Source organism: Paraburkholderia sp. BGA-UO-ETr-F21 (assembly GCF_059567925.1).
The window spans coordinates 255,374-275,585 of record NZ_JCAQOY010000008.1; the positions used below are offsets into that span (position 1 = coordinate 255,374).

21 protein-coding genes are annotated in these 20,212 nt (G+C 60.2%); 12 read left to right on the plus strand and 9 right to left on the minus strand.

From position 1 onward, the window contains the following. The first annotated feature begins 616 nt into the window (after positions 1–616). Positions 617–1,048: an ester cyclase gene (locus AC57B1_RS08005; RefSeq protein WP_496417176.1), complete on the plus strand. Its 432-nt coding sequence runs from the start codon at positions 617–619 to the stop codon at positions 1,046–1,048. Between the two features lie 75 nt (positions 1,049–1,123). Here AC57B1_RS08005 and AC57B1_RS08010 read toward each other — a convergent pair whose 3' ends face one another. From AC57B1_RS08010 to AC57B1_RS08030, 5 genes are all read right to left on the minus strand, one after another. Then, positions 1,124–1,456: a hypothetical protein gene (locus tag AC57B1_RS08010; RefSeq protein WP_496417177.1), complete on the minus strand. Its 333-nt coding sequence runs from the start codon at positions 1,454–1,456 to the stop codon at positions 1,124–1,126. Between the two features lie 148 nt (positions 1,457–1,604). Continuing rightward, positions 1,605–1,946, minus strand: coding sequence for a hypothetical protein (locus AC57B1_RS08015; protein WP_408344448.1), 342 nt, complete (start codon positions 1,944–1,946; stop codon positions 1,605–1,607). Between the two features lie 146 nt (positions 1,947–2,092). After that, positions 2,093–2,617 (minus strand): universal stress protein, encoded by a 525-nt coding sequence (locus AC57B1_RS08020; protein ID WP_496417178.1) that lies wholly within the window; start codon positions 2,615–2,617, stop codon positions 2,093–2,095. Between the two features lie 256 nt (positions 2,618–2,873). After that, a complete protein-coding gene (locus AC57B1_RS08025; protein WP_496417179.1) occupies positions 2,874–3,089 on the minus strand; it encodes a hypothetical protein in 216 nt (71 codons plus the stop codon). Between the two features lie 88 nt (positions 3,090–3,177). Further along, on the minus strand, positions 3,178–3,411 hold the full coding sequence (locus AC57B1_RS08030; protein ID WP_408344457.1) for a hypothetical protein: 234 nt from the start codon (positions 3,409–3,411) through the stop codon (positions 3,178–3,180). 594 nt (positions 3,412–4,005) lie between these two features. On the opposite strand from AC57B1_RS08030, the gene AC57B1_RS08035 reads away from it, so the two are divergent. Beyond that, positions 4,006–4,725: a Crp/Fnr family transcriptional regulator gene (locus AC57B1_RS08035; protein WP_408345317.1), complete on the plus strand. Its 720-nt coding sequence runs from the start codon at positions 4,006–4,008 to the stop codon at positions 4,723–4,725. A gap of 156 nt (positions 4,726–4,881) precedes the next feature. Here AC57B1_RS08035 and AC57B1_RS08040 read toward each other — a convergent pair whose 3' ends face one another. Next, positions 4,882–6,384 carry a carbohydrate porin gene (locus AC57B1_RS08040; protein WP_496417180.1) on the minus strand — a complete coding sequence of 501 codons (1,503 nt, stop codon included), beginning with the start codon at positions 6,382–6,384 and terminating at the stop codon, positions 4,882–4,884. A 1,328-nt stretch (positions 6,385–7,712) separates the two neighbouring features. Between AC57B1_RS08040 and AC57B1_RS08045 the strand changes: the two genes are divergently transcribed. Next, entirely contained in the window at positions 7,713–7,853 is a 141-nt protein-coding gene (locus AC57B1_RS08045; protein WP_408185914.1) for a hypothetical protein, read from the plus strand. Between the two features lie 117 nt (positions 7,854–7,970). Beyond that, positions 7,971–9,629 carry an Nramp family divalent metal transporter gene (locus AC57B1_RS08050; protein ID WP_496417192.1) on the plus strand — a complete coding sequence of 553 codons (1,659 nt, stop codon included), beginning with the start codon at positions 7,971–7,973 and terminating at the stop codon, positions 9,627–9,629. A gap of 113 nt (positions 9,630–9,742) precedes the next feature. Here AC57B1_RS08050 and AC57B1_RS08055 read toward each other — a convergent pair whose 3' ends face one another. Beyond that, positions 9,743–10,051 (minus strand): hypothetical protein, encoded by a 309-nt coding sequence (locus AC57B1_RS08055; protein WP_496417181.1) that lies wholly within the window; start codon positions 10,049–10,051, stop codon positions 9,743–9,745. 439 nt (positions 10,052–10,490) lie between these two features. On the opposite strand from AC57B1_RS08055, the gene groES reads away from it, so the two are divergent. Next, a complete protein-coding gene (gene groES / locus AC57B1_RS08060) occupies positions 10,491–10,781 on the plus strand; it encodes a co-chaperone GroES (protein ID WP_007178996.1) in 291 nt (96 codons plus the stop codon). Between the two features lie 54 nt (positions 10,782–10,835). Beyond that, positions 10,836–12,476: a chaperonin GroEL gene (groL, locus tag AC57B1_RS08065; protein WP_091796573.1), complete on the plus strand. Its 1,641-nt coding sequence runs from the start codon at positions 10,836–10,838 to the stop codon at positions 12,474–12,476. A 131-nt stretch (positions 12,477–12,607) separates the two neighbouring features. Here the strand turns inward: groL and cysC are convergent, their stop codons facing one another. Next, complete coding sequence (gene cysC / locus AC57B1_RS08070) at positions 12,608–13,234, minus strand: adenylyl-sulfate kinase (protein WP_496417182.1); 627 nt, start codon at positions 13,232–13,234, stop codon at positions 12,608–12,610. A 380-nt stretch (positions 13,235–13,614) separates the two neighbouring features. Next, positions 13,615–14,475, minus strand: a complete 861-nt coding sequence (locus AC57B1_RS08075; RefSeq protein ID WP_408344531.1) for a hydroxymethylpyrimidine/phosphomethylpyrimidine kinase — start codon at positions 14,473–14,475, stop codon at positions 13,615–13,617. A gap of 651 nt (positions 14,476–15,126) precedes the next feature. Between AC57B1_RS08075 and AC57B1_RS08080 the strand changes: the two genes are divergently transcribed. The 6 genes from AC57B1_RS08080 to pyrR all read left to right on the plus strand — a co-directional run bounded on the left by AC57B1_RS08080 (position 15,127) and on the right by pyrR (position 20,121). Further along, positions 15,127–16,344: an RNA-guided endonuclease InsQ/TnpB family protein gene (locus tag AC57B1_RS08080; RefSeq protein ID WP_496417183.1), complete on the plus strand. Its 1,218-nt coding sequence runs from the start codon at positions 15,127–15,129 to the stop codon at positions 16,342–16,344. Positions 16,345–16,460: 116 nt separating this feature from the next. Beyond that, on the plus strand, positions 16,461–16,631 hold the full coding sequence (locus AC57B1_RS08085; RefSeq protein ID WP_006047743.1) for a rubredoxin: 171 nt from the start codon (positions 16,461–16,463) through the stop codon (positions 16,629–16,631). A gap of 269 nt (positions 16,632–16,900) precedes the next feature. Next, positions 16,901–18,313 (plus strand): FimL-related protein, encoded by a 1,413-nt coding sequence (locus AC57B1_RS08090; RefSeq protein WP_408480576.1) that lies wholly within the window; start codon positions 16,901–16,903, stop codon positions 18,311–18,313. 251 nt (positions 18,314–18,564) lie between these two features. Next, positions 18,565–19,143: a YqgE/AlgH family protein gene (locus tag AC57B1_RS08095; protein WP_007178990.1), complete on the plus strand. Its 579-nt coding sequence runs from the start codon at positions 18,565–18,567 to the stop codon at positions 19,141–19,143. Beyond that, the gene (gene ruvX, locus AC57B1_RS08100) at positions 19,140–19,580 is read left to right on the plus strand and encodes a Holliday junction resolvase RuvX (RefSeq protein WP_496417184.1); all 441 of its coding nucleotides are present in this window, start codon (positions 19,140–19,142) and stop codon (positions 19,578–19,580) included. The genes AC57B1_RS08095 and ruvX overlap by 4 nt, the downstream gene beginning before the upstream one ends. Next, on the plus strand, positions 19,567–20,121 hold the full coding sequence (pyrR, locus tag AC57B1_RS08105) for a bifunctional pyr operon transcriptional regulator/uracil phosphoribosyltransferase PyrR (protein ID WP_091796544.1): 555 nt from the start codon (positions 19,567–19,569) through the stop codon (positions 20,119–20,121). Before ruvX ends, pyrR begins: the two co-directional genes overlap by 14 nt. The last annotated feature ends 91 nt before the right edge of the window (positions 20,122–20,212 follow it).

Below are 20,212 nucleotides of genomic sequence, written 5' to 3' on the forward strand. Positions count from 1 at the left end.
TGCGCGATTGCCTGCTCGAGGCAAGCGGGAATCTTTGGTTCGAATGACTGAAGCAGGTCGGCTGTTGTGCCGCTTCGCGCGACCATTTAGCCTCACCTCACCAGGATGAGAAGCACCGCTGGGCGACACAGTTGACGTTCAAAATTTTCACAGATCTTATACCGCCCAGGCAGTTTATGAAACTTCATCAAGGTTTTGGCGTTCCATTTCTATAAGCGCGTTTTGTCGGTATCGCATTGCGACGTTAATCCACATTTCCGATGCTTCATATCGCATGCGGCACCTTCTCAATCTCTGTCACATCATTATCATGCGTTCATTCCCGGCTCAATGCGGCATGTCGATCAGGAAGAATACCTTCTTTTTTCTGCGCTTGTCTTTTAGGTGCCATGCGCATCCATTTCAGGGCGGGTGAGCAAGCGAGTATCTCCAATGCCGCACAAGCAGGCCCTCAGGAAAGCATTCGTGTCGCGACTATCACTGTTTCGGCAAGACAGATGTGTCGCGGGCATTTGCACTGCCATGTCCGCTCGCCGGCACGTCGCTGAATTAGACAGGGAAAGAGTGTAGTATCGTCAGTCGACGCTTTACCGCACATTCGTCAGGAGTATTGGAGATGACATTGCCCGCCGATGAACTTCTTGCTCGCCAAGCGATTGAAGGGTTCTATCGCGCATTCGAGCAGAAGAGCGTTGCCTTGCTGCGGCAGGTCGTCACGCCGGATTGGGAATATATTCCCGAGCCCGTCGGGGCTATTGCAGGACCCGACCAGATGGTGCAACTGTTCGACGACATCGCCAAAGCGCTGCCTGATATGAAGGTGACTATTCTCGACGTGCTCGTTCACGGCGACCGCGCAGGCGTTCGCGCGGAGATCAGCGGCACTCAAACCGGAACATTGCTTGGCATTGCCGCGAGTGCTAAACACATCAGATTCGCCATTCACTCTTTTCACCAGATGCGCGGAAGTCTGATTGCGAAAACATGGCACCTGGAGGACTGGCTATCCGTGTTCCGGCAACTTGGCACGTTACCGCCAACTCTTTGAGGGGCATTCAGTTTGCAGACAGTCGGGTCGTCGAGTGCACGACGCTATCGGTACAAAGACTGCAGTACGCTGTCGTCAGGATGGGCGCGTCGCGCCGTCTATATGGTTGATCATCGACAGCAGGCGCGTCACTCTGCGAGCGCCATCGGGAAGCGATGACTGCGCGGTTTCGAGGGCGGTAATACGCTGGCGCCAATAGACCATGCCGAGCGCACTGTTGGCAACGAGTTGCGGCAATATGTGTTCGAGATGAACGAGATCTTGTTCGAGTTGATGGTGCGACACATCGGTCCTTTGTATGGAAGAGAGTCTCCGCAATTCTGATGTTTCGGCCAATGTCGGACCGGTCCCTCCGCCGCTGCGCGCACAGAGCCTTGCTGCATAACGTGGTCTGATTTCGCCGACCATCTCATTCTTATTCAGCCAGCCTGCTTTTTACTTTCCCACCGGAATTTGCCGATACCTGTAATGGGATACTGTGATGATTAACATCACCCGACAAGAACGCCCCACGTGGCTGTGGTCATCTTTCCCTCCTCAACTTCGGCTGTCCGGGTCAACTCCCTGCCAACGCCACTGAATAGCGCCACTTGCTCGCGTTGGAATCAATGCGCGCGTCATTGATCCGCCGTTGTTCCGCGCGTGCCCGGTCCGCCTGTTCGAGCAGAAGTGCTTGTGCCTGACGAGACAGAGCATATTCGCTCATCGTGCCGCTCGTACGTGGTGCAACTTTGATTTGTGATCGCATGGTCATTCCAGAACAAGGGGCGCCGAACGCGACCCGTACACTGACTGTATACCCTTCGATCGGCGCAAGCACGCATTCATTTACGAAGGTTGCAGCCGCAACGGTCAGACCCCACTCCTGACTGCCGCTAAACGCAGGCACTTTCGCCACTTATGACGATTCGTAGCCCGAAGTGAGCTTTCGAAAAGGGTTGCCGGCGAGGCATTCGCGCCTGGTGTCAGGGTACGGATTACTCATGGGTCGAGACGCAAAAAGGGGCCGTGCGGTCCTGGCTTGTCGCAGTGGCCGCGCCGCGGTTAGCGGCGCAATTCGTACATCGCTGCGGCGACGTCGGCGTGTCCGCGTTTGGCGGTTGGCGCGACGGTGGTTTGCGCTTGCCGGTTCGGCACCAGTAACACTGGCAGGTGCGCGTCGCGCACGACGCGTTCGGCCACGCTGCCCAGAACCATGCGCTTGAATCCCCGCCGCCCGTGTGTGCCTAGCACCAGCAGGTCCGCGTTGAATTCGTCGGCCGAGATGCGAATCCGTTCAGCAATGTCTTCGCCGATCGGTGCGACGTCGACGATTCTCGGCTCGCCGGCCACGTTCTCATGCTTCATCCGCGCCAGAGCGTCCGCGAGCAACCGCTGGCCTTCCTGCATGCAGGCGTCGCGCAAGATGGTCGGATCGTAGCCGGACGCGTTGTACGGCATCAATGGGTTGTCGATCACATAGAGCGGCTGCAACTGTGCGCCGTTGTCGCGAGCGAGTTGCAGCGCGCTGGCGAATGCATGTTCGGACGTCTCGCTGCCGTCGATCGCTACCAGAATGCGTTGATACATGTCGGCCTCCAGGAATTCGCCAGGACGGCGAGCCCCGCCGTGGGGTTGGATTGTCCGCGCTCAAAGCGCCGCAGCGTGAACCTTGCTGCCGACGATGGCGCGTTTCATCCGACAGTTTATTCCGCCGGCCCCGGTCTGAACATCGGCAGCGTGACAGCCGGTCAAAACCCATCAGAAGTTTGATGTCGATCAGCTTTTGCACGGCAACATCGGGCGCTGCGCCGTGCATGCCGAGGTCTGGAAGTGCGGCGGCGCGCTACTTCAGATTGTTGAGCTCGGCACGCGCTAGCGTCTCGACGGATTCCCATGCGAGATCTTCACGTTCGAAGACAGTGTCGAGTTCGATGCGCTCGCCGCCCTTCGATGCACCCTTCGGAACGATACGTACACTTGCCACCCAGCCATCGGCTATATGATCCGTGACGTTCATGTACGCGTCGTGTGTCTTGCTTGAAATGATTCTTTCTGCCATAGCGCCGTCCGTCTGATCGAACGACAGCCAAACTGGTTGTCGTCCGTGCTGGTTGAGGCTTGCGGGTCACCGATAAGCGTGGGCGCTGCTACATGCCGAATTTATGTTCCGCAATGTATTTGTCTCCATAGGCAAGTGCGGCCGCATAGCCTTCCTCGCTCGTTGAAAAAATGCCCACCTCGTAGTGCTCGTCGGCTGAAGGAAGCGTGCCTTCCACCGCATGCCGAAGGTGAAATTCAAATGTGCCGTCCTGCAGTTCCAGGCATTCGGGAGTGAATGTGTGGACGCGCGCTTGATATAACTTCTGAATGTTTTGTCTCATGACCTGCTCCTGCCTTTGGTGCTTTTGAAGGCTTTTGCTTCCGATCGATCCGGTGCTGTCCGGACTCGACGAGGGCGGCGGTCCGCACGGCGCCTCAGTCCGTCGGGAATTGTTTGGTTCTGCCGCCAGACCACCCGGTGTGGGCCTGCACGACCAGATAGCGAATCGCGCAGTCGGTGTCGGCGTAGATGAAATCCGATACATGGTCGATGCTGCGTTCGCGGTCTCATGTAGGCCCCTCGAACGTAAATGCTACGCGAACGCGCGCAGAAATGCGGTACGACAACGTACAGACCGCGGTCTATGTTCGAACGCACAATTTATGTTGATCTTGGCGGGCACGATTTTGAAATTAGACAGGCGTGCGCCGTCACGCGATGTCCCGTCAACGCGCGGATCTGCGCCGTCATCTCGACGCGACTTATAATCCATTGCATACCGGCCAGACTTCGGGCGCGTGAAGCTTGCCGCCCGTTTTCGTGCTTCGGCACTGTCCGTCAAGGCGTTGGAGCATTTCTCCTTTTATCGATATTTACCGTCAGGAAATCGTCGGCGAAAGCGGCGCGGTTCCGGGCGAGTTGCGGAGGGTGTGAAATGGCACGAGGTCGTCAAGAAAACGAAAATCATCTGCTGGCCGTGCTGCCTGACCTCGAGTGGGAGCGACTGGCGCCGCATCTGGTGCTCGTGGATATGCCGCTTGGCAACGTCGTCTATGAATCAGGCGATCGGCTCAATTACGTTTATTTTCCGACCACCTGTATCGTGTCGCTGCTGTATGTGATGGAGGACGGTGCATCCGCCGAAATCGCGATCGTCGGCAATGAAGGGCTCATCGGCATCGCGCTTTTCATGGGCGGCGAGACCACACCCAGCCGGGCAGTCGTGCAAAGCGCAGGCAAGGCGTATCGCCTCGACGCCCAGATACTGAAAGATGAATTTCATCGCGCCGGCCCTTTGCAGCGCCTTCTGCTGCGCTATACACAGGCGTTGATCACGCAGATGGCGCAGACGGCGGTATGCAATCGACACCACTCGATCGATCAGCAGTTGTGCAGGTGGCTTCTGCTCAGCATCGACCGCCTCTCTTCAAACGAACTGAAGATGACGCAGGAACTGATTGCCAATATGCTGGGCGTGCGCCGATCCGGCGTCACCGAGGCCGCGCTGAAATTGCAGGACGCGGGGTTGATTCGCTACAGCCATGGTCATATCGAGGTGCTGGACAGGCCGGGACTCGAAAAACGTGTGTGCGAATGCTACGGCGTGGTGAGGCGCGAATTCGACCGGCTGCTGCCCGCTTTGAAAGCGGTATGACGATCGCAGTCATTCGTTTTCAGATTATCAAGGGATTTCCCTGACGACGGGCAAGCTCCGGCCTGGCCTAGTCGTCGAGCACCTGCTTTCGGGGTGTCATCCTTCTCGTCTCTCGCGAGATTTTCGTACAACTCGGAAGGCCCCAATTGCAGCGAGTCAGAACACGATAGTGGTGCGCACGCCCACGACCGCTTCATTGCCGACCCGCTCCGAAGGTTTCTCCGGATTCGGGATGCCACCCGCCGGACGGAACGCATATTGGAAGTCGGCCTGCATCTGCCACCACGGTGTGACCTGAAACTGGTAGGTCGCCTCAATGATGGTCTCGGCGCTGCGCGACGGATAGCCCGGCGTGGTCAGCGTGGCCGTGTCGCTGGCAAGGCCCTGCGCGTGCGAGCCAATTTGCGCGTAGCCCACCGCCAGCCCAACAATGTCGTTGTCGCGTCCTTTGAACGGCGCCTTCAACGTCACGCCGGCGTTCACGCCAAGGTCAACGAGGTTACGGTCGCCCGGCGCGCCCATGATTCTGGCGAACACGCCGACCGATTGCGGACTGTCCGCTCTCGGGCGCCAGATCATCTGGTCGGCGACGGCGTAGAAACTGTAGTTGCCCCGGTGAGGCTGCGGGACACCCGTGGTCGCCGGGCTCGCAAGCGAAACACCAGTGTTGTCGAGGCGCTGGTCGGCGAATTGTCCGGTGTTGTACCAGAAGCCCAGTTTGTAGGTGCCGGGGAGGCCGGCAGATTTCCGGTCAGAAGGGTCAGACGGCGCCGGGTTGAGCGCGTACTGCACTTCACCAATGAACAGCGCGCCGTTATGCAGGTTGAAGTTCGTGCCGTGACTGTTCTGTTTCTGCGGGTCGCCGACATCACTGCCCGCGGGATTACCGTCGAACACGCCGGCCAGCACTGTCCACGAGTCGGACGGTTTGGCGCGTACCCGCAAACCCAGTGACGAAAGCGGGTAAGCCGGGCCACCCGCCGGCATGTCGACCGAGGGGAGCACGGGCCATCCGAAAGTCGCGTTCATGAACGGCGTCGCGAACTGGCTCACCATGAATTCCTGGTCGAGACTTTGCTGACCGACTTTGACATCCACCTTGCCGCCGGACAGCGATTGCTGAAACCAGAGTTCCCACAGGCGGGTCGTCGCATCGGCTTCGATGCCGCTCGCACTCTGCAGCGTCAGCAAATTGCGCTGGGTGAGGTTGGTGCCATGAATTTGCAGTGCCGAAACGTTGAGCGTCCCACCCGGCAGCCCGATCGCCCTTTGCGTATCCACCACGACAGCAAGTTGCGTCAGCCCGTCGTAGGCGCCACCGCGTTTGACGCCCCCGGAGAGGTTATTCAAGTATTCGCTGGTTTCTTGCAGACTTAAGGTCACACCGTAGTCGCCGAGCCAGGGCCGCAAGCCACCCATGTCACCGAAAAGTGCCGCACGGTCCCAGAAACCGGTCGGCGCCGGCGGGGTCTGTTCCGCTTGAATCGCGTCCGTTGCGAGCGGCGACGACGACGGCGCGGACTCGGCCGGCGTCGTAACAGGCGAGGCTTCGCCGCTCGCCTGGGCTAGCGCGGGCTGCACAATGCCCAGAGAGAGCAGGCAGCTCAAGCTGAGGGGCGCGCTGAACATCAGCAATGTGGTCTTGAGGGTTTTCTTCATAACAAGTGGAGTCGAGATTTGTCAGGCGGATGAATCCGCTTATTTGATCGATATGACGCACCATGTGAGGCAGGGCCGTGACCTGCCCTGGTTCAGGAGAACCACCAGCTCAGCCGTAACGAGCGCCCAAGTTCATTGCCGACAGAGGAAGTGCACAACATCGCGACCAACGCGAAAGCAGCGACCGTGACGGCGACAATCGCGTACCCGATAGGCGTGAGGGGGTTGCCTGTATAGGTGCCCGAAGTGCGGAACGCACGGCTGGTTTTTCGGCCCGGCATGCCGCTGCCGAAAAACGTAACGAATGATTTGATGAACATAAGCGCACCCCCGTCCTGCCCGGCCAAGCCGGACGACGTGTGACGACGTGACTGCGTCTCGCAAGCGGACTTGCGATAAGCGGCCAAACAAAGGGAGCGTGCTACTGACAGACCGGCGCAAAGCCAGTCAGTAAATGAAGCGCGCTAACCCGACAAAAGCGAGTTAGCGGCGAAGGAGTGATCCTGCGGCGGCTATCTCGCGGTGACTACGCCGGCCTGGGCCGGCAGCGTACTTTCACTACTAGAGCATGTGTCCACGGGGGACTCCTTTCGATGAGACGGGCGGATTGTATTCGGCACGCGTGGCAAACCGCAAGTAAAAAAACCGTGACGAAAAGCGCACTCCGAATCTCCCGCCAATACAGCGGGCAAACGGTTCTGCTTCACATCCGCAGAAGCAGGTATTTTCTTTCGTATGCCTGTCGTTCCTGTCATTCGGAAAGGCTGAGTGGTGCGGGGAAATTATATTGGTGGTGCTTAGCAAATCATGTTGACTTTGGATTAAGGCGCCGCCTAAAATTCGCGCATCTTCACAAACGGGGCTAATGCCTTGGACACCTGCAGTAGTCGACCTTCGAATAGTTTCGCTGCCTGACTGGCAGGACGTCCGCGCTCTCTTTTTCCAGCCGCCGTCTTGCCTTCAGGCAGACGGTGCGCGCCGTAGCATCCCTCTCCCGTGCACCTTGATTAGCGCCATGTGGACGCAGCGTTTGTGCGCGTCTACATGGCACCGCGCCGCGAGCGTTGGCTCGTGGCAGCGTTCGTTCGTGCCTGTTCGATTCAGGCGAGAACCAACGCGTGGATAAGCACGCGTGTCGCAAACACGCGTACCAGAACGCCGATAAGGAGCCGCCATGCCGGACAGTGACAGTTATCCCTTATGCCACTCACCTTTACCTTTGCCTGAGGAAAGCGAGTAGACGTTCGTCGATGCGCGCATAGTGCGCCCGACCTCCATGTCCGCTGGCTTTCCGAGAACCGCGTTGAGCCAACGCCTGGAGAAATATCATGAACTTCGGCCTCCTTCTGTCGAAACTGCCGCACGTTGAAGAGTCGCGCGTCCACTACGACGCCATGCTGGCGCTGCATGCCAATGAATCGCACAGGTTCGCTGCATTCTGGCAACGCCTCAAAGCTCTCGTTTCGTAAGCCACTGCACTATTTCCGCCATACCCACGCGGCTCCGTCGTTCGACTGTGCACGCCCAGACGTATGGCCGAGGCGCGCAATTTCCTTTTAATAATCAGAATTGGGAAAGAAAACAAAATGGCCACTCCAGCTAACGTTTCACCGCCACGCAGCGCCGTGCTCGACTCTGCGCACATTGGCGACATCAAGGGTGCGTTGGGCACGATCGCCCACCACGACACTGCGCCGCGCACCAACTGGTGGGCACGCTTGCGTACGCTGCTTGCCATTCTCGGCCCCGGCCTTATCGTGATGGTCGGCGATAACGACGCCGGCGCCTTTGGTACGTACACCCAGGCCGGGCAGAACTATGGGACCACCTTGCTGTGGACCATGCTGCTGCTGGTGCCAGTCCTCTTCGTCAACCAGGAGATGGTGCTGCGACTCGGCGCCGTCACTGGTGTCGGCCACGCGCGCCTCATCTTCGAACGATTCGGTAAATTCTGGGGCGCGTTCAGCGTTGTCGACCTCTTCATCCTGAACGCGCTCACTATCGTGACCGAGTTCATCGGCATCACCTTCGTGCTCGAATTCTTCGGCGTCTCCAAGGTTCTGGGCGTCTGCATTGCTGCGGCGCTGACCATGGCTGCTGTCAGCACAGGCAATTTCAGGCGCTTCGAACGCTTCGCCCTGGTGCTGTGCCTGCTGAGTCTGTTGCTGGTGCCCGTGCTGGTGTCGGTTCACCCGCCGGTTGCCCAGATAACGCGAGACTTCCTGATTCCCAACTGGCCTGCCCACTCGAAACTGAGCGACGTGATGCTGCTCGTCATCGGCATTGTCGGTACTACCGTCGCGCCGTGGCAGCTGTTTTTCCAGCAAAGCTACATAGTCGACAAACGCATCACGCCGCGTTTCATGAAGTACGAAAAAGCAGACCTGTGGATTGGCATTGTGTTCGTGCTGATCGGTGCGGTGGCGATGATTTCGTTCTGTGCCGCGCTGTTTGCCGGGAAGCCCGAGTTTGGCAATTTCACGGACGCGGGTGGCGTCATCGCCGGCCTGGACAAATACGTGGGGCGCACGGCGGCCGTCATCTTCGCCGTGGCGCTGCTCGATGCCTGCATCATCGGCGCGGCGGCGGTATCGCTATCGACCGCATATGCCATCGGCGACGTGTTCAAGATTCGCCACTCGCTTCACCGCAGCGTGACGGACGCGAAGGGCTTTTACCTGGTGTACTTTGGCATTGTCATGCTGGCTGCGGCGCTCGTTCTGATTCCCGGAAGCCCACTCGGACTCCTGACAGAAGCCGTGCAAACGCTTGCTGGCGTGTTGCTCCCCAGTGCGACGGTGTTCCTGCTGCTTCTGTGTAACGACAAGGCTGTGCTGGGTCCGTGGGTCAATTCGAGGAAGCTGAACCTGTTCACGGGCGCCGTCATCTGGGTTCTGGTGATGCTGTCGATTATCCTCACCGCTTCGGTCATGTACCCAGATATCTCCGGCCAGACCATCCTCGAGGTGCTCGGTGGGGGCACGCTGCTTGCGATCGCGGGCTATGCCGCAACGACCGGGTTTCGCAAGCTTCGCCAGGAGCCGGCAGATGGCGAAACTCACGGCGATGTGTCGGGCGATCCGAAGGAGGCGCGTGACACGTGGCGCATGCCACCGTTGAACGAGTTGCCGGCGCCGCGGCTGACGTTGTCCAGCCGCATCTGGATGGGTGTGCTGCGCGGCTATCTCATTGTCGCTGTCTGCCTCGTCATCGCTAAAGTCGTGCAGATGACCCTGCTGCGGTGAGCTAACCACCTCGCGTCGGCGAACGTCCGTTAAGCGTCCTGAACGGCAGACTTTTCGCTTCGCGAGGTCGGCCAAAGCGCGTCGGGTGAACTAAAGCTCAAATGAACTGGCCGTCAAGCGGGCGGGGCCTGCTGGCATTCCGCCTGGAACCAGCTATCGACCTGGCGCTGTGCCGCTTGTAGATCCTCCGGGTAGTGCGGGTCGAACCACGGTGACGGGTCGTAGCCCGCTTTCCTGAGAGCAGCCAGTTCGCTGCGGTTTCGCACCGCGGTCGGAGGGGCGTTATTCCTGAGCGCGGCCAGGTCGCGGCACTGCGATGTGCTCAGATGCGCTTCGCTTTGCGGGCTGCTGCCCGCCGCGCAGCCAGCGAGCAACAAAGCCAGCGCGGAAAGGTGCAGCCACTTTTCCAGGAGGTTTTCCATGTTGCGTCTCCTTCCATTCAATCGTCACAATGCTGCGGCGTCGAACGGCTGAAGCGACTGCCGTGTCGGCGGGGAGCTTTGCGTATGGTCTGGCTAGGGCTTTCCCTAGGGAAGCCGCCGTAACGCGCGGTCGAATGCAGTTAGTCAGCGCATTGCGTTGTACTGCGCACGCGACATGGGTGATAACCGATTCGTCCCTAAGTCGCTGTTTTTGCAGAAAATCGCCGCTCGAGACGTGGTCCGGATCTGCTCGGGAATGCACGCTCCAACCAACAGCGTTCAAAGTTAACTGAATCTCCGCACCCTCCCTTCTTGAATTTGTCACCACCCGTCCATATAATTAGCACTCGCTGCACGAGAGTGCTAACAACATCGCCGGTTGGCTCAGCCAGCCGGGTTTTCTCAGCGTTCTTCAGTCTCAATCAAGAGAGGAGTATGTATGAACCTTCGTCCTTTGCATGATCGCGTGATCGTCAAACGTCTGGATCAAGAAACCAAGACTGCGTCGGGCATCGTGATCCCCGAAGCCGCAGCGGAAAAGCCGGATCAAGGCGAAATCCTGGCAGTCGGCCCGGGCAAGCGTGACGATAAGGGTGCCCAGATCGCACTCGACGTGAAGGTTGGTGACCGCGTTCTGTTCGGCAAGTACGCAGGCCAGACCGTCAAGGTCGACGGCAACGAACTGCTCGTGATGCGCGAAGAAGACATCATGGCCGTGGTGCAGAAGTAAGCGCAAGCCGCTACTTTTCCCGGTCATATCCCAAAGAATTCAAGGAGTTAGAAGATGGCAGCTAAAGACGTCGTATTCGGTGATTCCGCCCGTGCCAAGATGGTTGAAGGCGTGAACATCCTCGCGAACGCTGTGAAGGTCACGCTGGGCCCGAAGGGTCGCAACGTTGTGCTGGAACGCAGCTTCGGCGGCCCGACGGTCACCAAGGACGGTGTGTCGGTCGCGAAAGAGATCGAACTGAAAGACAAGCTCCAGAACATGGGCGCGCAAATGGTCAAGGAAGTGGCTTCCAAGACCAGCGACAACGCAGGTGACGGCACCACGACCGCAACGGTCCTGGCTCAGTCGATCGTCCGCGAAGGCATGAAGTACGTTGCATCGGGCATGAACCCGATGGACCTGAAGCGCGGTATCGACAAGGCTGTGACGGCCGCAATCGAAGAGCTGCGCAAGATCAGCAAGCCGTGCACGACCAACAAGGAAATCGCACAAGTTGGCGCGATTTCGGCAAACAGCGACTCGTCGATCGGCGATCGTATCGCTGAAGCGATGGACAAGGTCGGCAAGGAAGGCGTGATCACCGTCGAAGACGGCAAGTCGCTGCAAGACGAGCTGGACGTTGTCGAAGGCATGCAATTCGACCGCGGCTACCTGTCGCCGTACTTCATCAACAACCCGGACAAGCAAGTTGCCGTGTTGGAGAACCCGTTCGTGCTGCTGCACGACAAGAAGGTGTCGAACATCCGTGATCTGCTGCCGGTCCTGGAACAAGTCGCGAAGGCTGGCCGTCCGCTGCTGATCATTGCAGAAGACGTCGAAGGCGAAGCACTGGCAACGCTGGTTGTGAACAACATCCGCGGCATCTTGAAGACTGTTGCTGTCAAGGCTCCGGGCTTCGGCGATCGTCGTAAGGCCATGCTGGAAGACATCGCGATCCTGACCGGCGGTCAAGTCATCGCTGAAGAAACCGGCCTGACGCTCGAAAAGGCAACGCTGGCTGAACTGGGCCAGGCGAAGCGTATCGAAGTGGGTAAGGAAAACACCACGATCATCGACGGCGCTGGCGAAGCTGCGAACATCGAAGCACGTGTGAAGCAAGTTCGCACGCAAATCGAAGAAGCAACGTCGGACTACGACCGTGAAAAGCTGCAAGAGCGCGTTGCCAAGCTGGCAGGCGGTGTTGCAGTGATCAAGGTCGGCGCTGCGACCGAAGTCGAAATGAAGGAAAAGAAGGCACGTGTCGAAGACGCACTGCACGCAACGCGCGCAGCTGTGGAAGAAGGCATCGTGGCGGGTGGCGGCGTCGCGCTGATCCGCGCACGTACGGCTATCGCTGGCCTGAAGGGCGCTAACGCCGATCAGGACGCAGGTATCAAGATCGTGCTGCGCGCGATGGAAGAGCCGCTGCGTCAGATCGTCACGAACGGTGGCGAAGAAGCCAGCGTCGTGGTGGCAGCAGTTGCTGCTGGCCAAGGCAACTACGGCTACAACGCAGCAACCGGCGAGTACGTCGACCTGGTCGACGCTGGTGTTGTCGACCCGACGAAGGTGACGCGCACGGCGCTGCAAAACGCAGCTTCGGTCGCAGGTCTCCTGCTGACGACCGACGCAGCTGTTTGCGAACTGCCGAAGGAAGATGCACCGATGGCTGGCGGCATGCCCGGCGGCATGGGCGGCATGGGCATGGACATGTAATTCCGGATTGGGCCTCGTTTCGGGGCCCGGTTGGGAACACATGGGGAAGTGCGCCGCGAGGCGTGCTTCCCAAAAGAAAAAACCCGCAATGCGGGTTTTTTCTTTTGGGGTTGGCGTGACGCGATCTGATATTACGAACACTCCGCCTGACCGGGATCCGCTAGGCCGTTATCGTGCAAGTAGGCTAGTATTTTCGCGACGCTCTCTGCCGGCGTCTCCATCGCCGTGTCTATTTTCAACTCAGGATCGTCTGGGGCCTCGTAGGGCGCCGATATTCCCGTGAATGAAGTGATTTCTCCGGCCCGGGCTTTGGCATAAAGACCTTTGGGGTCGCGGTGAGCACATGTCTCGACAGAGGCGGAAAGATATGTCTCGACGAATTTGCCGGGGCCAACGATGTCGCGCGCCATCGCTCTGTCTTCGCGCATGGGTGAGATAAGAGCCGTGATGACGATGAGACCCGCGTCATTCATCAATTGCGCGACGTGGGCAACCCGTCGAATATTTTCTCGTCGATCTTTTTTGTCGAAGGTGAGGTCGCACGCCAAGCCGTGACGAATATTGTCGCCGTCGAGCACGTAACACGCATGGCCTAGTGATAGAAGTTGCTGCTCGAGTTGGAATGCGATGGTTGACTTTCCCGCCGCCGACAACCCGGTGAGCCAGATCGTGACTGGCTTTTGGCGGAATATTTGCATCCTGTCGCGGGTAGTCACTTTGCCGTGAACGCGTTGTAGAAAACTGTGGGACTGTCCCATGGTTATACCCCTGGATTTCTGTCGCAGTGTGCACTCTGTTGTCGGACCTCTGCATTTTGCAGACGCCTTTGTAAATGTGCGGCCATGGCATGGAGGCTGTCCCATGCACGGACAGGCAAGAGAAATGGAACCCGCAGGGACATAGTGTTATATGACAGAATTACGAATCGTAAGTCTAGCTGGGCGCTAAGACTGACGTTGTAACGGTAAATTACACAATTGAGCGCGCGTTAACCCTGCGGGAGCAGGCCCGCCAGCGCCGACCGAAAATTTCTGAAAGAAAAAACCTGCTGAGTTGCAGGTTGTTCGTGCGCCGATAAGCTAGGTTGAATAGCCTCCAAAGCGCTTACCGTGTGGGGGCAATACCCTTCGAAGGAAACTCAATGCCGCGCTTCGCCCGGCGCCGCGTCCTTGCCAGCCGCGGGCGGCGTTTCGTCGTCGCTGCTGCGCGCCCAGAAGAAGCGGTCCGGCATATACGCACCCATGCCCGGCCGGAACGCGTTGCGCACGGCCTGGTACAAATACTCCTGCGCCTCGCGCACGGCTTCAGCAGGCTCCTGGCCGTTCGCCAGCAATGCGGCAATCGCCGAGCCCAACGTATCCGTCAGCCCCATGATCCGGTGGCTACCACGGTCCCACATGTCCTGACGCAACTGGCCGTCTTCGCTGAAAAGCGTGTTGACGTGGCGGTGCGTGCCGGTCTCCGTCGACAGAATATATTCGCAGCCTTGCGACAGCAGATGCGAGATGGCGGCGTCGAGGCTCGGCGCCTCCGCGTCGCCGTCCGGCTGGGCGAGCGCGAGCAGCGTGGCCGCGTCGGCGACCAGCAAGGTGGTTTGCGGCGCCAGCAGATCGGCGATTGCTTCGCGCAGTTCGTCGGCGGAGAGGACGTGTTCGTCGTCGAGCGTGAAGTCGGGGGCGAGAATCAGGGGAATATCGTCGTAGTCGGCGACGACTTCGGCAATCGCGCTCACCACTTCCGCGCGAGTGCAGGCGCCCACCTTGAACGCGGCGATTGGCATGTCTTCGAGCAGCATGCGGGCCTGGGTCGCGACCACTTCGGGGTCGAGCCCGGTGACTTCGTCGCAGCTCGCCGAGTCACGCACGGTGTAGCCCGTCAGCACGGAGACGCCGTGGCAGCCCATGCTGGCAAGGGTCATCAGGTCGGCTTGCAGGCCGGAGCCGCCGGTGGGATCGGAAAGGCCGAAGGTGAGGACGATCGGAGGCGTATCGCTGGGCATGAAGATTGACAAAAAAGAGCTGAATTTGGGCGCGGAGGGTGCGCAATCGGCTCAATTATGCGGCCTAAACCGTTGGAAAGGCGCATTTTCCTATTCGTCGGCAGCGAGGGCGTGATTGAGTCGAATTGTGATATGGATTGACACGATTCGGATAGGATGTGGTCGTCGCGTCATATGTTTAGCGGCCCCTGATCCAGTGCGGCACAAATCTTCGCATTCAGGCCGGGTAGGTTTAGTGCGGACTTCGCAACCGTCGCGACGCCTGTAAGGTTGGCGTCTGCTGCTGACGCTAGACGACAATGTGCGCACCGTCACTACTTACGACCCACACAGTAGGGCGGGAACCATGACGCAATGCATCGGCCGAGAGCTTTTCGGAGTTTTCTACTGGACGCTCCTCTCAGGCTTTGCGTCAGCATTGACGCAACCACTTTCTGTGAATAGTTCATCAAGAGAGGTGCGCGAGCTCGACTCACCGTCGAACTCGTACACGTTGCCAAAACGGTGCGGGTGTCGTCAATAGTCTCATGTTGAAAGCGCCATGCCGGTGCTTGGTCTGGCGGACCAGATACACCTGCTTCGTAAAAATTTAATGCTTGCCATGCCCAAGGTCGTTGTGGGTACTCATTGACCAGTAATATAGTCGTGGCTATGAACCGACTCAAAGCCTACAAATACGAACTCATGCCCACTGCCGGGCAGGCGCGTGCTATGTGCGGATTTGCTGGCTCATGCCGGTTCGTGTTTAACAAGGCGCTAATGTTGCAAAAGGAGAACTACGAAGCAGGCAGAAAATTCATCAGTTATGTCGATATGGCGAAGCAACTTACGGCATGGCGCAACGGTGCTGACACGCCGTGGCTCAAGGATGCTCCGACTCATCCATTGCAACACGCCTTAAAAGACCTTGAGCGTGCCTACAAGAATTTCTTCTATAAGCGCGCAGGTTTCCCCCGTTTCAGGAAGAAGGGGCGGTCAGACAGTTTCCGTTATCCGGACTCGAAACAATTCAGAATCGACCAAGCGAATAGCCGCATTTTTCTACCCAAACTTGGCTGGTTACGCTACCGCAATAGTCGGCACGCGCTAGGCACAGCAAAGAATATTACCGTCAGCCAGTCATGCGGCAAGTGGTTTGTGTCGATCCAGACCGAACGCGAGGTTGGACAACCTGTGCCGAAGGCGGCAGGCATGGTTGGTATCGACATGGGCATCGCCCGCTTCGCGACCCTGAGCAACGGCACGTTTTACGCCCCGCTCAACAGCTTCAGGCGGCACGAGCTACGGCTTCGTAAGGCCCAGCGCGCCATGAGCCGCAAGGCAAAGTTCGGCAAGAACTGGAAGAAAGCAAGAGCCCGTGTCCAGCGCATTCATAGCCGTATCGGTGACGCCCGTCGCGACTTCCTGCATAAGACCACGACCACAATCAGCCAAAACTACGCGATGGTTAGCGTCGAGGACCTGCAGGTTCGGAACATGTCCAGATCGGCAGCAGGGAGCGCCGAACGGCCGGGCACACACGTTCGGGCCAAGTCTGGCCTGAACAAGGCCATTCTCGATCAGGGGTGGTTCGAGTTTCGCCGCCAGCTGGACTACAAGCTGGTGTGGAATGGCGGTTTCCTCATCTCCGTGCCGCCGCAGAACACGAGTCGGGCGTGCCCTCGCTGCAACCATGTGTCAAAGGACAACCGCCAGACGCAATCACGGTTTGCGTGCACGTCATGTGGATATGAGAATCAAGCCGACGTGGTCGGCGCGATCAACGTTTTAGAGCGCGGACAGCGCTTGTTAGCCTGTGGAGAGACGGCGCAGTCAGGCCGCTCCGTGAATCAGGAACCCACCGAAGCGACTCAGGCAGAAACCGCCTGAGCGCTGTAGGAATCCCTGTCGCTCATGACAGGGAGGATGTCAATGCTAGGCATTGGGGCGGCAACACGGTATCATCGTGGCTCCCGTTTCCACGGACTTTACGACGCGACACAAGAATGGAATATCAAAGCTGGATGTGCCTGATTTGCGGCTGGATTTACGACGAAGAAGCCGGTTTGCCGGACGAAGGCATTGCGCCGGGCACCCGCTGGGAAGACGTTCCCATTAACTGGACCTGTCCGGAGTGCGGTGCGCGCAAGGAAGACTTCGAGATGGTCCAGATCTGAAGTTCGGGGGCGGCCGGCATGTCGGCCTCGGGGGGCGCGCCGCGTGTCTGCGGCGCGGCGTTGGCAGGTGTTTCGCGGCCAGCGCGTCGCGCCGGATCGAACGCGCGAGGCGTGCTCTGAAGTGTGCCCCAATGCGTCGATACGGAACGTCCCTGGGCGCGCCGTGTCGCAACGTTAGTCTGTCATTGTCCTGTCGCCGGTTCACGCGTTAGCCGATCAGTCGGCGCGCGGCGCGAAGCGACGGCCCGTCAGCTTCGTGTCGCCTGCCCATGACCCTTCGATCCGCTGCACCCGTTTCCTTCGACGCTTTGCCGAATCCGCGCGGCGGCGCCGTCCGTCCCGCCGAACTCGCCCTGGCCGAGGCGCTGCTGGCGTTCGAACAGCACAGCGAGAGCACTTCGGCGCTGCTGCGTGCATCACATGCATTGCGTGGAGCCGGCTGGCTCAGCGCGCAGCGCTTCGCCGACGCGCTGGTGCGGCTTTCTCCCCTCGCGGAGGGCGACCCGTCCGACGCGGCAAGCGCGCGGCCCGTCTTCGGCGCGGCTTTACGCGAGTTCCGCGGCGCGCTGGAGCGTCACAATCTGCGCGAGCTGTCCTGTTCGCCCGTTCTGTTCAACCATTACCGGTCACTTTGCACGCACCTGTCCGAGCACACGCCCGGCACCACCGTCGCGTTCGAAGATCTTGTGTTGACCGCTCGGCCGGTGCCGCCCGTCTCGCTTCACGCGCAGTCCGCTGACCAACTGGCGCATCTGCGGGCACGCTATGAGCGCGCGCTCTTGCCGGTGCTGCGCTCGCAGGCGAATACCGGCAGTGCGGCGGCGCTTGCCGTCACCAACGCGGCGCTCGACGAACTGGACGCCGTTTTCAGCGAACTGGCCGGCCCGGATCCCTACGATTTCTGGCGCCTCGCCAAGGCCTGCGCCAAGGCCTTGCGGGTCAGCGGCCGTGCCGCGGCGGAAACCGACGCGCGGCGTTTCTACGCGCGTTGCAATCTCGCGCTGGCCGATCATGCGCGCGGGATCCAGCTTGCGCCACGCTCTCTCGTGCGCGCCACGCTCGCGCTGCTGTGGCGCGATTACGCCTTGTTTGGCGCCGCGGCGGAAGACGCCGATCAGGTCGAGGTGCTGCACGACTATGGCTTGACGGTGGACTGGCACGTCGCGGGCACCCAGGCGTCGGAAATGCTTTGGGAGGCGGGTGCGGTACAGGCGCAGGCGATCAGCGCGACCCGCAGCGCATTGACGCGCGAATTGGGCGTGCTGACCGTCAATGCGAACGCGTACGAAGATTTTCTGCAGACGGCGGACGCCTCGATCGCCGCGCTGACCGAGCATGCCCGTGCGGCCGACCAGCCGGAGAAGGCCGACCCCAGCGAAGCGCTGCAAGCCGGCGACGCCGCCTACCGTCTCGGCTCCGCCGCGTGCGCGCTGGGTCTCGGCCATGTCGCGCTGCTGGCCGACGCGCTGGGGCTCGCGTGGCGGCGTCGCGCGCATGCCGGTGTGTCAACGCCCGCGGTGCGCGCGCATGTGATCGTCGGCGCACCGGCGGCGAGCACGCTCGAGCAGGCCGCGGAGGCGCTGCGTGCCACGCTGCACAAAGTGGCGGCGGGTGTCGCACCGGCTGGCGGCACTGCCGCGCTGGCCGCGTTGACCCGTTCGATCGAACAGGGCGGCGCATGAGCGGCCGCCGTCGCAGGTTCGGCGCGCTGGCCCGTTGGTAAGCGCCCGCACAGGGCCGCCATGGCGCAACCCGGCGGCACGCAACAGCCGTGCCGCAAAACAGCGCGAAGCCGCACCGTGGCGAGCGCCCGCGTGCGTGATAGAGTGCAACTTGATTCGCCGTCGATGGCTCGCGGCACGCTCCATGGCACACATCGCGGTTCCACGCTCAAAGCCCGCCATCCTGCATCGTCTTTGCTAAAATCCGAACTATGTCCAAGAGTACCGATCGCATCAATCTGACCAACCAGTTCCTGATCGCCATGCCGAACATGGCGGATCCGACGTTTTCAGGAACGGTGGTCTACCTTTGCGATCACAGTGAGCGCGGCGCGCTCGGCCTCGTGATCAACCGGCCGACCGATATCGACCTGCAAGCGCTCTTCAGTCGCATCGATCTCAAGCTCGAGATCGAACCCCTTCTCCATGTGCCCGTGTATTTCGGCGGCCCGGTGCAAACCGAGCGCGGCTTCGTGCTGCACGATCCGAAAGACGGCAATGCTTACACCTCGTCCATGTCGGTGCCGGGCGGTCTCGAGATGACCACGTCGAAAGACGTGCTCGAAGCCGTGGCGAGCGGCACGGGTCCCGAACGTTTCCTGCTCACGCTCGGCCATGCCGGCTGGGGAGCGGGGCAGCTCGAAGAAGAGATTTCGAAAAACGGCTGGCTGACGGTCGAAGCCGACCCGAAAATCGTCTTCGACGTGCCCGCCGAAGAGCGTCTCGAAGCCGCATTGGCGCTTCTCGGCATCAACCTGTCCATGCTCTCGGGCGAGGCGGGTCACGCATGAGTCTGCCGGCCGGACGTGAGGCGACGCTGCTTGCGTTCGACTACGGTGAAAAACGCATCGGCGTGGCGGTCGGCAATTCGCTGACGAAGAGCGCGCGGCCGCTCGTGATCGTGCAGAATCGCAGCCGCGAATACCGGTTCGAGGCGGTCGGCAAACTGATCGCCGAATGGAAGCCAGACGCCTTGATTGTCGGCTTGCCGATGCATCCGGACGGCACGCCGCACGAAATGACGCAACTCGCGAAGCGCTTCGGCAATCAGCTGAACGGCCGCTTCAATCTCCCGGTCACGTGGATCGACGAACGCTATTCGTCGGTCGAGGCGAAGGCGGAGATCCGCGTCGGCAACGGCCGCGCCGACATGCTCGACGCCGAAGCCGCGAGCATCATCCTCCAGCAATATCTAGACGGACTTTCCGACGATCATGAGTTCCATTGACGCCGAAGCGCTTTATCGCGCGTTGCTCGACCAGATTCGCGCGGTGTACGGCGACAGGCTCGGCGCCGCACAAGACGGCGCTGAAGGCGCCGTGCTGGCCGGCATCTATAGCGGCGGCGCGTGGCTTGCCGAACGGCTCGCGAGCGACCTGAACCTGCCGAGCTTCGGCGTGGTGAACGTTGCGCTGCATCGCGACGATTACGCGAAGAAGGGCCTGCATTCGCAGGCAAGCCCGACCTCGCTGCCGTTTTCGGTCGACGGCCGCCATATCGTGCTGGTCGACGACGTGCTGTACACCGGCCGCACGATTCGCGCGGCGCTCAACGAGCTGTACGACTACGGCCGCCCAGCGTCGGTCGAACTGGCGGTGCTCGCCGATCGTGGCGGGCGCGAATTGCCGGTGGCGGCGCGCTTTGTCGGCGGCGTGGTGAACGTTCCTGCCGACGCCACGCTCGTGCTGGCCCGCACGGACGGCGGCGAAGCAGGCGGCGCGCCTCATTCGCAACGTTTTACTTTTCACACAGAAGCACGCGTCGATTGAATGCGGCGCGAGGTGCGCGAGCCGCGCATCGAACCCGTGGCCATTGGCGCATGCATCGAGCCATCCCACGCCACGCAAACAGGATTTTTCG

Coding starts and splice junctions, on each gene's coding strand:
- groL (WP_091796573.1), top strand. CDS start 10,836: ATGGCAGCTAAAGACGTCGTATTCGGTGATTCCGCCCGTGCCAAGATG.
- AC57B1_RS08025 (WP_496417179.1), bottom strand. CDS start 3,089: ATGGCAGAAAGAATCATTTCAAGCAAGACACACGACGCGTACATGAAC.
- AC57B1_RS08080 (WP_496417183.1), top strand. CDS start 15,127: ATGAACCGACTCAAAGCCTACAAATACGAACTCATGCCCACTGCCGGG.
- AC57B1_RS08005 (WP_496417176.1), top strand. CDS start 617: ATGACATTGCCCGCCGATGAACTTCTTGCTCGCCAAGCGATTGAAGGG.
- AC57B1_RS08030 (WP_408344457.1), bottom strand. CDS start 3,411: ATGAGACAAAACATTCAGAAGTTATATCAAGCGCGCGTCCACACATTC.
- pyrR (WP_091796544.1), top strand. CDS start 19,567: ATGAGTTCCATTGACGCCGAAGCGCTTTATCGCGCGTTGCTCGACCAG.
- AC57B1_RS08075 (WP_408344531.1), bottom strand. CDS start 14,475: ATGCCCAGCGATACGCCTCCGATCGTCCTCACCTTCGGCCTTTCCGAT.
- AC57B1_RS08090 (WP_408480576.1), top strand. CDS start 16,901: ATGACCCTTCGATCCGCTGCACCCGTTTCCTTCGACGCTTTGCCGAAT.
- AC57B1_RS08035 (WP_408345317.1), top strand. CDS start 4,006: ATGGCACGAGGTCGTCAAGAAAACGAAAATCATCTGCTGGCCGTGCTG.
- AC57B1_RS08055 (WP_496417181.1), bottom strand. CDS start 10,051: ATGGAAAACCTCCTGGAAAAGTGGCTGCACCTTTCCGCGCTGGCTTTG.
- AC57B1_RS08010 (WP_496417177.1), bottom strand. CDS start 1,456: ATGGTCGGCGAAATCAGACCACGTTATGCAGCAAGGCTCTGTGCGCGC.
- AC57B1_RS08020 (WP_496417178.1), bottom strand. CDS start 2,617: ATGTATCAACGCATTCTGGTAGCGATCGACGGCAGCGAGACGTCCGAA.
- groES (WP_007178996.1), top strand. CDS start 10,491: ATGAACCTTCGTCCTTTGCATGATCGCGTGATCGTCAAACGTCTGGAT.
- AC57B1_RS08085 (WP_006047743.1), top strand. CDS start 16,461: ATGGAATATCAAAGCTGGATGTGCCTGATTTGCGGCTGGATTTACGAC.
- cysC (WP_496417182.1), bottom strand. CDS start 13,234: ATGGGACAGTCCCACAGTTTTCTACAACGCGTTCACGGCAAAGTGACT.
- AC57B1_RS08040 (WP_496417180.1), bottom strand. CDS start 6,384: ATGAAGAAAACCCTCAAGACCACATTGCTGATGTTCAGCGCGCCCCTC.
- AC57B1_RS08095 (WP_007178990.1), top strand. CDS start 18,565: ATGTCCAAGAGTACCGATCGCATCAATCTGACCAACCAGTTCCTGATC.
- ruvX (WP_496417184.1), top strand. CDS start 19,140: ATGAGTCTGCCGGCCGGACGTGAGGCGACGCTGCTTGCGTTCGACTAC.
- AC57B1_RS08050 (WP_496417192.1), top strand. CDS start 7,971: ATGGCCACTCCAGCTAACGTTTCACCGCCACGCAGCGCCGTGCTCGAC.
- AC57B1_RS08045 (WP_408185914.1), top strand. CDS start 7,713: ATGAACTTCGGCCTCCTTCTGTCGAAACTGCCGCACGTTGAAGAGTCG.